The 11,851-nt window shown below is 61.4% G+C and carries 9 protein-coding genes; 7 read left to right on the top strand and 2 right to left on the bottom strand.

Annotated elements, in window-relative coordinates:
- Window positions 1-121: 121 nt before the first annotated feature.
- Complete coding sequence (locus E2H86_RS10620) at window positions 122-1,282, top strand: metallophosphoesterase family protein (protein ID WP_165976055.1); 1,161 nt, start codon at window positions 122-124, stop codon at window positions 1,280-1,282.
- 23 nt (window positions 1,283-1,305) lie between these two features.
- Here the strand turns inward: E2H86_RS10620 and E2H86_RS10615 are convergent, their stop codons facing one another.
- A complete protein-coding gene (locus E2H86_RS10615; protein ID WP_133327474.1) occupies window positions 1,306-1,707 on the bottom strand; it encodes a lysozyme inhibitor LprI family protein in 402 nt (133 codons plus the stop codon).
- A 286-nt stretch (window positions 1,708-1,993) separates the two neighbouring features.
- Here E2H86_RS10615 and E2H86_RS10605 point away from each other — a divergent pair, with 286 nt between their 5' ends.
- The 6 genes from E2H86_RS10605 to etfB all read left to right on the top strand — a co-directional run bounded on the left by E2H86_RS10605 (window position 1,994) and on the right by etfB (window position 9,811).
- Window positions 1,994-2,971: a dipeptidase gene (locus E2H86_RS10605; RefSeq protein ID WP_054903400.1), complete on the top strand. Its 978-nt coding sequence runs from the start codon at window positions 1,994-1,996 to the stop codon at window positions 2,969-2,971.
- Window positions 2,972-3,048: 77 nt separating this feature from the next.
- Window positions 3,049-3,579, top strand: coding sequence for a DUF5943 domain-containing protein (locus E2H86_RS10600; RefSeq protein ID WP_133327470.1), 531 nt, complete (start codon window positions 3,049-3,051; stop codon window positions 3,577-3,579).
- Between the two features lie 15 nt (window positions 3,580-3,594).
- Window positions 3,595-5,655 (top strand): dimethylglycine demethylation protein DgcA, encoded by a 2,061-nt coding sequence (dgcA, locus tag E2H86_RS10595; protein WP_133327468.1) that lies wholly within the window; start codon window positions 3,595-3,597, stop codon window positions 5,653-5,655.
- Between the two features lie 190 nt (window positions 5,656-5,845).
- Entirely contained in the window at window positions 5,846-7,798 is a 1,953-nt protein-coding gene (dgcB, locus tag E2H86_RS10590; RefSeq protein ID WP_133327466.1) for a dimethylglycine demethylation protein DgcB, read from the top strand.
- The gene (gene etfA / locus E2H86_RS10585) at window positions 7,798-9,030 is read left to right on the top strand and encodes an electron transfer flavoprotein subunit alpha (protein WP_133327464.1); all 1,233 of its coding nucleotides are present in this window, start codon (window positions 7,798-7,800) and stop codon (window positions 9,028-9,030) included. Before dgcB ends, etfA begins: the two co-directional genes overlap by 1 nt.
- Before the next feature lie 10 nt (window positions 9,031-9,040).
- Complete coding sequence (etfB, locus tag E2H86_RS10580; protein ID WP_133327462.1) at window positions 9,041-9,811, top strand: electron transfer flavoprotein subunit beta; 771 nt, start codon at window positions 9,041-9,043, stop codon at window positions 9,809-9,811.
- Window positions 9,812-10,315: 504 nt separating this feature from the next.
- On the opposite strand, the gene gbcA is transcribed toward etfB, so the two are convergent.
- Window positions 10,316-11,608 (bottom strand): glycine-betaine demethylase subunit GbcA, encoded by a 1,293-nt coding sequence (gene gbcA / locus E2H86_RS10575; RefSeq protein WP_133327460.1) that lies wholly within the window; start codon window positions 11,606-11,608, stop codon window positions 10,316-10,318.
- Between the last annotated feature and the right edge of the window lie 243 nt (window positions 11,609-11,851).

Raw genomic sequence — 11,851 nt, 5'->3', positions numbered from 1 at the left:
TGTAATGCGATGGCGTGCGCATTGCGGTATCTGTTTGCGGAGAATACCTAATAGATCTACGAGTATGTGGCATGTTTTTCGATTGCTATGGTCTCCTCGGTCATTGAACGGAGGACCAATCGTGTTTAAATTAAGTTACATGTATCAATTGCCGCTGTTTGTGTTCGGCCTAATGTTCGCAACGGGCTCCATCGCCGGCCTAGTTCCGCCGGAAGGGATTTATCAACCGCCTGACCTTCAATCGCCAGGGTGTGAAGTAACGGGGCGCGTTATGCCTGGGTTCAAGGACTACATCAAGCCGGGCTGGCAAGAAGCACCGCAGATGCAGCAAAAGCTGTTGATCACCTCGGACCCACAACCCTTCAGGCACAAGCTTGGAATGGACAGGAAGATTAAGGAGCCGTGGACGAGAATCACCAATCGTATGGCAGGCATCTTGCGGTCGGAACGAGAAGGGGGGCGGTATGTACCGTTGATTATCAATGGAGATATTACTGAGTACGGTCACGGTGATGAACGGGCCGCGTTCCGGAGTTTTATTCAGAAAACGATGAGCAAAAGCGGCGGTGGGCCTTTGTTTCTGCCCGGGCTCGGTAACCATGATTACGCCAACAATGTGGGCAAGTGCGCGAATAATGGTTGTGCTCGCGATGCGGTGTGTGACCATATCGGCTGGGCGAGGACACTCCGGGAAAACGCACAAAACTTCAGTTTCGACCATGCGTTCAGGGACGGCACTCATACAGGATCGCTGGCCTACTCATTCGAGATCGGCAGGCTGCACATCGTGCAACTGAACAACGAGCCGGGTTATACCCAATCATTCGAAACGGGGGGGGTCGCGAAAGGGTTTAAGCGCCGTTTCAATATCACCTCGTCCATGTCTTGGTTGGAGCGAGACCTGCAAGAGGCCAAGCGGCGTGGGAAAGTGACGATCATCAATATGCACAAACCTAACGATTGGCAGGATGGGTCGATCAGGGCTAAGTTTAAGCAACTCATTGAGGAAAACCATGTGGTGGCTTTGTTTGCCGGCCATCACCACGGCGACCTGGGAAAGATGAACTATTCGATGTACGGCAAGGTTCCCCTGTATTCCAGCGGGGCGATCATGTTTGGCACCTACCTGCGTGTGACGTTCGATTGGAGCGCCTCGCGCATGCGAGTGGAGTGGTTCGATGAGAGCACCTTGAAGGGCCAAGATACGCAACCGTTTACAGTACCTGCGACCGATATACCGCCCGTAACGACCAAGCCCATAACGATCCCAGTGGGAAAATAAGGTCGGTCAGCACCCGCGGCGTTTCATTGTTGCCCAATGCCTTGTAAATATTCCGAGCGGTCATCGCTACGTTGCGCCACACAGGTGTTCCACGCCGCGTTGAACGCCGGACTGCCAGGCTTTTCGGCATAGGTCTCGACCTTGCAATCGGCATCGCGCAACTGCGCCCACAGTTTTTCTGCCGCCTCCATGCGCTGGATCAGGCCGCTGGCCTGGCCCGGTGCATCGGCATATTGATCGCGGATGCGCTGGATCAGATCGTCGTACGCGGCTTTCAACTCACGCTCGGCGGTCTGCTTGTTGAACGCAGCGCAGGCGAATGTCTGCTGTTCGGTCTCGACGTTGTCGCACGGGGTGCTTTCTTCCTCACCGGCGTGGGCACCCGTGACCACGGCCAGCAAGACCAGCCATGCCATTGATTTCATCCGTTTTCTCCTCAACAAGGCTGACGAATCGGCTGGATTCTCGCTCAGCCGCAGACAAGACGATAGCTCCCTGACGAAATGTTCATGCAATGGCGGTAAATGTCGTTATCGCGACTGTCTCTCATCCCCGCGCACCGCGCCAGACGCCCCGATGTCGGGCATTGACGCTTTCGGCAAACCCCCTGTCGTTTTTGTATCGGGGCGCCTTTGGGCACAAGCATATGCTGGCTCCAAAGCGCCGGCAGAAGATTCGGCGCGACCCGTATCGATAATAGGGGACAGCCTGATGAGCCCAGCCGAACTTCACGCCGACAGCATCGTCATTGACGGCCTGATCATTGCCAAATGGAACCGCGAGCTGTTCGAGGACATGCGCAAGGGCGGGCTCACCGCGGCCAACTGCACCGTGTCGGTCTGGGAAGGCTTCAAGGCCACCGTCGATCAGATCGCCGCCAGCCAGAAGCTGATCCGCGACAATAGCGACCTGGTGATGCCGGTGCGCACCACCGCCGACATCCGCAAGGCCAAGGAGCTGGGCAAGACCGGTATCCTCTTCGGCTTCCAGAACGCCCATGCGTTCGAGGACCAGATCGCTTACGTCGACGTGTTCAAGCAGTTGGGCGTGGGCATCGTGCAGATGTGCTACAACACCCAGAACCTGGTCGGCACCGGCTGCTACGAGCGTGACGGTGGCCTGTCGGGCTTCGGTCGCGAGATCGTCGCCGAGATGAACCGCGTCGGCATCATGTGCGACCTGTCCCATGTCGGCTCCAAAACCTCCGAAGAAGTCATTCTCGAATCGAAGAAGCCGGTCTGCTATTCGCACTGCCTGCCTTCGGGCCTCAAGGAGCACCCGCGCAACAAGTCGGACGAAGAGCTGAAGTTCATCGCCGACCATGGTGGCTTCGTTGGCGTGACCATGTTCGCGCCGTTCCTGGCCAAGGGCATCGACTCGACCATCGACGACTACGCCGAGGCCATCGAGTACACCATGAACATCGTCGGTGAAGACGCTATCGGTATCGGTACCGACTTCACACAGGGTCACGGTCAGGAGTTCTTCGAGTACCTGACCCACGACAAGGGCTATGCCCGACGTCTGACCAACTTCGGCAAGATCATCAACCCGCTGGGCATTCGCACCGTGGGCGAATTCCCCAACCTCACCGAAACCTTGCTCAAGCGCGGCCATTCCGAGCGCGTGGTACGCAAGATCATGGGCGAGAACTGGGTCAACGTCCTCAAGGACGTGTGGGGCGAGTAAGCCGCTCTCCAAAGCCTGAAAGCCCCTGCCAGCAACGCCGGGGCATCCAAACAAAAATTTTATGGAGTTGAGTTTCCATGGCCAAGATCGCCCCGCAATTGCCAATCGAAGTCGACAGCGAAACCGGTGTCTGGACCAGCGACGCCTTGCCGATGCTGTACGTGCCGCGCCACTTCTTCGTCAACAACCACATCGGTATCGAGGAAGTGCTGGGTGCTGACGCCTACGCCGAGATCCTCTACAAGGCCGGCTACAAGTCCGCCTGGCACTGGTGCGAGAAAGAAGCCGAGTGCCATGGCCTGGAAGGCGTGGCGGTATTCGAGCACTACATGAAGCGACTGAGCCAACGTGGCTGGGGCCTGTTCGAGATCCAGGACATCGACCTCGACAAGGGCACCTGCAGCGTCAAGCTCAAGCACTCTGCGTTCGTCTACGTCTATGGCAAGTGCGGCCGCAAGGTCGACTACATGTTCACCGGCTGGTTCGCTGGTGCCATGGACCAGATTCTCGCCGCCCGTGGCAGTTCGATTCGCACCGTGGCCGAGCAGGTCTACGGCGGTTCGGAAGAAGGTCACGATGACGGCCTGTTCGTCGTCAAGCCGTTGTAAGTCGGAGAGAGCGTCATGGCATTCGAAGCAATGTTCCAGCCGATCCAGATCGGCAAACTGACCATCCGCAACCGCGTGCTCAGCACCGCGCATGCCGAGGTCTACGCCACCGACGGCGGCATGACCACCGACCGTTACGTGAAGTACTACGAAGAAAAGGCCAAAGGCGGCATTGGCCTGGCGATCTGCGGTGGATCGTCGGTGGTTGCCATCGACAGCCCGCAGGAGTGGTGGTCCTCGGTCAACCTGTCCACCGACCGCATCATCCCGCACTTCCAGAATCTCGCCGACGCCATGCACAAGCATGGCGCCAAGATCATGATTCAGATTACCCACATGGGCCGTCGCTCACGTTGGGACGGTTTCAACTGGCCGACCCTGATGTCGCCGTCGGGCATCCGTGAACCCGTGCACCGTGCCACCTGCAAAACCATCGAGGTGGAAGAGATCTGGCGCGTGATCGGCAACTACGCCCAAGCTGCGCGGCGGGCCAAGGAAGGCGGCCTGGATGGCGTCGAGCTGTCGGCCGTGCACCAGCACATGATCGACCAGTTCTGGAGCCCGCGGGTCAACAAGCGTACCGACGAATGGGGCGGTAGCTTCGAAGGCCGCATGAAGTTCGGTCTGGAAGTGCTCAAGGCCGTGCGCGCCGAGGTCGGCGATGACTTCTGCGTGGGCATGCGTATCTGTGGTGACGAGTTCCATCCCGATGGCCTGAGCCACGAGGACATGAAACAGATCGCCGCTTACTACGATGCCACCGGCATGCTCGACTTCATCGGCGTGGTCGGTTCGGGTTGCGACACCCACAACACCCTGGCCAACGTCATCCCGAACATGAGCTACCCGCCGGAGCCGTTCCTGCACCTGGCTGCCGGCATCAAGGAAGTGGTCAAGGTCCCGGTACTGCACGCGCAGAACATCAAGGACCCGAACCAGGCCACGCGTATTCTGGAAGGCGGCTATGTCGACATGGTCGGCATGACCCGTGCGCACATCGCCGACCCGCACCTGATCGCCAAGATCAAGATGGGTCAGGTCGACCAGATCAAGCAGTGCGTCGGTGCCAACTACTGCATCGACCGCCAGTACCAAGGTCTGGACGTGCTGTGCATCCAGAACGCCGCCACCTCCCGTGAATACATGGGCGTGCCGCACATCATCGAGAAGAGCACCGGGCCCAAGCGCAAGGTAGTGGTGGTCGGTGCCGGCCCTGCCGGCATGGAAGCCGCGCGCGTGGCTGCCGAGCGTGGCCACGACGTGACCGTGTTCGAGAAGAAGGATCAGATCGGCGGGCAGATCACCATCGCCGCCAAGGCGCCGCAGCGCGACCAGATCGCCGGCATCACCCGCTGGTACCAGCTGGAGTTCGCCCGTCTGAAGGTTGACCTGCGCCTGGGTACCGCGGCCGATGTCGCGACCATCCAAGACCTGCGCCCGGACATCATCGTGCTGGCGGTGGGCGGTCATCCGTTCGTCGAGCAGAACGAGCACTGGGGTGCTGAAGAAGGATTGGTGGTCAGCAGTTGGGATGTGCTCGACGGCAAGGTCGCGCCGGGCAAGAACGTACTGGTGTACGACACCATCTGCGAATTCACCGGCATGTCCACTGCGGACTTCCTGGCCGACAAGGGTGCCCAGGTCGAAATCGTCACCGACGATATCAAGCCGGGCGTGGCGATGGGCGGTACGACATTCCCGACCTACTACCGCAGCCTGTACCCCAAGGAAGTGATCATGACCGGGGACATGATGCTGGAGAAGGTCTACCGCGAAGGCGACAAGCTGGTGGCGGTGCTCGAGAACGAATACACCGGCGCCAAGGAAGAGCGCGTGGTCGACCAGGTCGTGGTCGAGAACGGCGTGCGTCCTGACGAGCAGTTGTACTACGCGCTGAAGGAAGGTTCGCGCAACAAGGGCCAGATCGACGTGGAGGCGCTGTTCGCCATCAAGCCACAGCCGATCCTCAGCCAGCCGGGCGAAGGGTACCTGTTGTATCGCATCGGCGACTGCGTGGCCCAGCGCAACGTGCATGCGGCGATCTACGACGCCCTGCGCCTGTGCAAGGACTTTTGATCCTGGTGGCATGAATACCGCCCCACTGTGGGCGGGACTGGCCCCCTGTGGGAGCGGGCTTGCCCGCGAAAGCGTCAGCATGAACGACAGCGTTGTCTGATCTGACGTATTCGCGGGCAAGCCCGCTCCCACAGGGTCCGCGCCCATCCTGAGAATCGGCGCAAGAATCCAGCTGTTGTGGGAGCCTCCCATGTTGAACACCCTTCTACCCATCCTGCTGTTCGCTGCCCTTGGCCTGGCAGTGCTCGGCGCCCTGCGCCGGGTGCGCATGTGGCGTCGTGGCCGGCCGAGCAAGGTCGACCTGATCGGCGGGCTGCTAGCGATGCCGCGGCGCTACCTGGTGGACCTGCACCATGTGGTCGAGCGCGACAAGTACATGTCCAAGACCCACGTGGCCACCGCCGGTGGCTTCGTGCTCTCGGCAGTCTTGGCGATCCTGGTGCACGGCTTCGGCCTGCAGAGCAAGATCCTCGGTTACGCCTTGCTGGTCGCTACGGTGATCATGTTCAGCGGTGCCATCTTTGTCTTCAAACGCCGCCTGAATCCTCCTTCGCGCCTGTCCAAGGGCCCGTGGATGCGCTTGCCGAAAAGCCTGCTGGTGTTCGCCGCGAGCTTCTTCATCGCCACCTTGCCGGTCGCCGGCATCCTGCCGGCCAACACCGGGGGTTGGGTGATGGTCGGTGTGCTCGGCCTCGGGGTGCTGTGGGGCGTGTCGGAGCTGTTCTTCGGCATGACCTGGGGCGGGCCGATGAAACACGCCTTCGCCGGTGCCCTGCACCTGGCCTGGCACCGCCGCGCCGAGCGCTTCGGCGGCGGTCGCTCCACCGGCCTCAAGCCGCTGGACCTGGAAGACCCGAATGCACCACTGGGCGTGGAAAAGCCCGTGGACTTCACCTGGAACCAGCTGCTGGGCTTCGATGCCTGTGTACAGTGCGGTAAATGTGAAGCCATGTGCCCGGCCTTCGCTGCCGGCCAGCCGCTGAACCCGAAGAAACTCATCCAGGACATGGTCATCGGCCTGGCCGGTGGCAGCGACGCTCAATTCGCCGGCAGCCCGTATCCGGGCAAGCCGATCGGGGAGCATGGCGGCCATCCGCACCAGCCGATCGTCAATGGTCTGGTCGACGCCGAGACACTGTGGTCGTGCACCACCTGCCGCGCCTGCGTCGAGGAATGCCCGATGATGATCGAGCACGTCGACGCCATCGTCGACATGCGCCGTCATCTCACCTTGGAAAAAGGCGCCACGCCGAACAAGGGCGCCGAGGTGCTGGACAACCTGATCGCCACCGACAACCCTGGCGGTTTCGCCCCCGGCGGACGGATGAACTGGGCGGCCGACCTGAACCTGAAACTGCTGTCGGAGGTGAAAACCACCGAGGTGTTGTTCTGGGTCGGCGACGGTGCGTTCGACATGCGCAACCAGCGCACCCTGCGTTCGTTCGTCAAGGTACTGAAGGCTTCGGGTGTGGACTTCGCCGTGCTCGGCCTGGAAGAGCGCGACAGTGGCGACGTGGCCCGTCGTCTGGGTGATGAAGCGACCTTCCAGCAATTGGCCAAACGCAACATCCAGACCCTGGCCAAGTACAGGTTCCAGCGCATCGTCACCTGTGACCCGCACAGTTTCCATGTGCTGAAGAACGAATACGGCGCCCTGGGCGGCGACTATCAGGTGCAGCACCACAGTACCTACATCGCCGAACTGATCGCTGCCGACAAGCTCAACCTCGGCCAGCACAAGGGCGGCAGCGTCACCTACCACGACCCGTGCTACCTGGGCCGTTACAACGGCGAGTACGAAGCGCCGCGGGCAGTGCTCAAGGCGCTGGGTATCGAAGTACGCGAGATGCAGCGTTCGGGCTTCCGCTCGCGTTGCTGTGGCGGTGGCGGCGGTGCGCCGATCACCGACATCCCAGGCAAGCAGCGTATTCCCGACATGCGCATGGACGACATCCGCGAAACCGAGGCCGAATTGGTGGCGGTGGGATGTCCGCAATGCACCGCGATGCTCGAAGGTGTGGTCGAACCGCGTCCACAGATCAAAGACCTCGCCGAACTGGTGGCCGATGTGCTGATCGAGGAGGAAACTCCCGCAGTCCCAAAGTCGCCAACGGTCAATCGTGAACCTGCGGAGGTGCACTGATGAGCGACATCATCCGCCGCGACCCACGCGCCGAGTGGATCGCCCGTAACCGTCTGCATCCGCTGCATGCGGCGATGCAGACGCAACAGAGCAGTTGGATGGGGCCCAACGGCCGCATCCGCAAGAACCCCCATGCGCTTGCCGCAGGTTTTATCGGCCCGGCCGGCATCAAGCGGATCGACCGCAGCGGCGTCCAACAGGGCACCGCTGGGGGCGCGCGCCGCACGGCGGCGGTCGAGGTCAAGCTGCCACTGCACCAAGTGGCGACGCCTGCCTTCTACATCGCCGTGGTGCCGGACATGGTCGGAGGCCGCCTGAGCAGCCACGACCGCGACCTGCTCGGGTTGGCCCACAGCCTGGCCGGCAGCGACGGTGCGGTGTTGGCAGTGGTCTTTGGCGAACACAAGGAAAGCAACTTTTCCACAGCCGGTGTCGACCGTTTGCTGGTCATTGAAGGCGAAGCTTTCGAGGGTTATGCACCGGAGCAATTGGTACAGGGCCTGCGCGCTGTGGATAACCAGTTCGCCCCGCGCCACTGGTTGCTGCCTGACAGCCGCACCGGTGGCGGCGAACTGGGCCGGCGCCTGGGCGCTGCGCTGGGCGAGCGTCCGGCAACGCGGGTATGGCAGGTCAAAGATGGGCAATGCATCGGCCGCGCGGGTGCCGGCCAGCAAGACCTGCAACGTGCCGTCCCGCGTTTGATCCTGGCTGCGGCAGAGTGCGCCGAGCCGGTCAGCGAAACTCGTCATGAAGCGTTGCCGGTGGAGTTGTCCACAGGCGTGGCGCGCAGCTTGTCGCGCATCGAGGATCTTGGCTCGGTGGCTGTGGATCCGGCTACCATCGCCATGGCCGAGGCCGAGTTCATCGTCTCCGGCGGCAATGGCGTGAAGGACTGGGACCTGTATCACAAGGCGACCGCAGCTCTCGGCGCTACCGAGGGCGCCTCACGGGTGGCGGTGGACGACGGCTTCATGCCACGTAACCGTCAGGTCGGAGCCACGGGTACTTGGGTCACCGCACGGGTCTACGTGGCGGTGGGTATTTCCGGCGCTATCCAGCACCTGCAGGGCATCGGTGCCTGCGACAAGGTGGTGGCGATCAACATGGACCCGGGCTGCGACATGATCAAACGGGCCGACCTGTCGGTGATTGGCGACAGCTCGGCGATTCTCCAGGCACTGATCGAGGCTGTGGAAAACTTCCGCAGCGGCGGCCAGCGCGACGCGGCATAAGGGCACGAGCATGAGTACGAAAGTCATCAGCCTGGTTTCCATCGGTGCCCACCCCAGCTCCGGTCGCGCCCGTCGCGCCGAGCAGGATGCGCGGGCCGTGGAGTTGGGCTTGCAACTGGCTGGGGATAACTTGCAGGTGGTGCATGCCGGCGATCCACGCGAGGAGGCCCTGCGTGCCTACCTGGGCATGGGCCTGGATCATCTGGACGTATTGGAACAACCCGCAGGCGCTGATGTGCTCGGGGTGCTGGGCGATTACCTGCGCGATGCCGGCGCCCAGTTGGTGTTGACCGGTAGCCAGGCGGAAACCGGCGAAGGGTCGGGCATGTTGCCGTTCCTGCTGGCGGAAAAGCTCGGCTGGCCGCTGATCGTGGGACTGGCCGAGGTGGAGTCGATCGACAACGGCACTGCCCAGGTGCTGCAGGCCTTGCCACGTGGCCAGCGTCGACGCCTGAAGGTGCGCCTGCCCTTGCTGGCCACTGTGGATAACGCAGCGCCCAAGCCACGTCAGAGTGCATTTGGACCTGCGCGCCGAGGCGTGTTGGCGGCGCGTAACGTGGCCATTGTCGAGGACGAATGGCTGTCCGACTCCGAACTGCAGCCTGCACGGCCTCGACCCAAGCGATTGAAGGTGATCAAGGCCAAGAGCGGCGCCGACCGCATGAAGGCTGCGACGGCCAAGGCCAGCGGTGGTGGGGGCAAGGTGCTCAAGGACGTATCGCCACAGGAAGGCGCCGAGGCGATTCTCAAGCTGTTGGTGGAGGAGGGCGTACTGCGCTGATCCCTAACCCAGGCGCCATCGCCGGCTTGACGACGAAGGCGCCTGGTGAGCTTTTTTGCCCACTGAATCTGTTCGCCAGTATGTGGATAAAGTGTTCATCCCTCGCTAAAGCCCCCGCCCTATAAGGCTTCCAGGCCTTTGATCAAAAAACGAACAGTCTTCCTGCCAACCCGTACGGAGCAATCTTGCCCTGGAATCTCAGAGTTTCCCACAATCGCTGTTGGCGGCTCTGTGGATAATCTGTTCGACAAACCCTGCAGCCCACGTATATCCAGGCCTCCGCGGCTTTGGTCAAAAACTGATCAAATGCTCTTTCTGGCCGAAACAGACGAGTGATTTCAGTAGCTTGAGTGGATTATCCACAGGGAGTAAAGCGGGGGTGGGCGGATGTGCACAGCATACATTGCGCAATCTGTGGATAAGCTGTGCGAAGCCTTTGGATGGCCATGTAAAAACGCCCCGGCTGACGTGTCAGCCGGGGCGCTCCTGTATTGCCCTCTGCAGTTATTGCGCTACGACTTCCTTGAGGTAAGGCGCAGGCTCGGCACCGAGGTTTTCCAGCACACGCTGGCTGTACCAGTCGATGAAGTTCACTACACCAAACTCGTAGGTCTTCGAGTACGGGCCGGGCTGATAAGCAGTGGAGTTGATGCCGCGTTGGTTTTCTTCAGCCAGACGGCGGTCCTGGTCGTTGGTGGCGTCCCACACCTTGCGCATGCGCTCAGGGTCGTAATCGACACCTTCCACAGCATCCTTGTGCACCAGCCACTTGGTGGTGACCATGGTCTCCTGGGCGCTGATCGGCCATACGGTGAACACGATCATGTGATCGCCCATGCAGTGGTTCCACGAGTGCGGCAGGTGCAGGATGCGCATCGAGCCCAGGTCCGGGTTCTTGATGCGGCCCATCAGCTTCTGGCAGGCCTGCTTGCCGTCCATGGTCATCGACACGGTGCCCTTGAGCAGCGGCATGCGCACGATCCGGTTACGCAGACCATGGCTCTTGTGCAGGTATGGGATCTTCTCGGCTTCCCAGGCGGCGGCGGAGGCGGCCACGTGGTCCTTGAAGGCCTGGTCGGCGCGTGGATCGTTGGTGTCGTCCCATTCCAGCAGGGTCTGCAGCAGCTCCGGGTGCGAACCGTTGCAGTGGTAGCACTCGCGGTTGTTTTCCAGCACCAGCTTCCAGTTGGCCTTTTCCATCAAGGTGGTCTGTACGGCCACCTTGGTGTTCTCCATGTCGTACGGTTCCATGTAGTGGTCCAGGGTGGCCAGGAACTCGTCGATGGCAGGCGGATTCTCGGCCAGGCTGATGAAGATGTAGCCACCGGCTACCTTCACGTTCACCGGCTTGAGGCCGTACTGATTCATGTCGAAGTCGCTGCCCATCTCGGTGCCGGCGAACAGCAGGCGCCCGTCGAGCTCGTAGGTCCACTGGTGGTACGGGCAGACCAGCTTGGCCACCTTGCCCTTTTCGCTGACGCACAGGCGCGAACCGCGGTGACGACAGACGTTGTGGAAGGCATGCACCTTGCCTTCGGCCCCGCGCACCACGATGATCGGGTTCTTGCCGATCTGTAGGGTGATGTAGTTGCCCTTGGCCGGGATCTCGCAGGTCATGCCGGCGATCAGCCATTCCTTGTGGAAAATCTCCTGCATGTCGATCTGGAACAGACGTTCGTCGGTGTAGAACGGCTGGGGCAGCGAGTAGGTGCGCTCGCGGGTCTGCAGCATCTCGGCGGTGGCCTTGCGTGCAGGTTCCAGTGGATCGCCCAGGCTCAGGGTTGCGGTGACGTCCATCGTGTATTCCTCGGGGCCGTGTACGGCCGGCAAAAGGTGGCTAATCGTTGTGGTGGTGCCGCAAGGCTGTCGTTTGAAAACAGCGGTTTCTTTTGCCGAGGAGTGTGCGTCCGAAGACGCCCCGAACCGTATCCATGGGCGACATGGCCGATTTGAATTACGACGCGCCAGACCACGTATCGCGGGGCTGGTCGCGATAAGCACGCCGATGTCGCTGGCAGGAATGTACATCGCTCTCGGGTT

Source organism: Pseudomonas putida (genome assembly GCF_004357765.1).
GTDB classification, from domain to species: Bacteria; Pseudomonadota; Gammaproteobacteria; order Pseudomonadales; family Pseudomonadaceae; genus Aquipseudomonas; species Aquipseudomonas putida_U.
The sequence above is the reverse complement of the archived record's forward strand: the minus strand, read 5'-3'. Positions and strand labels throughout refer to the sequence as shown.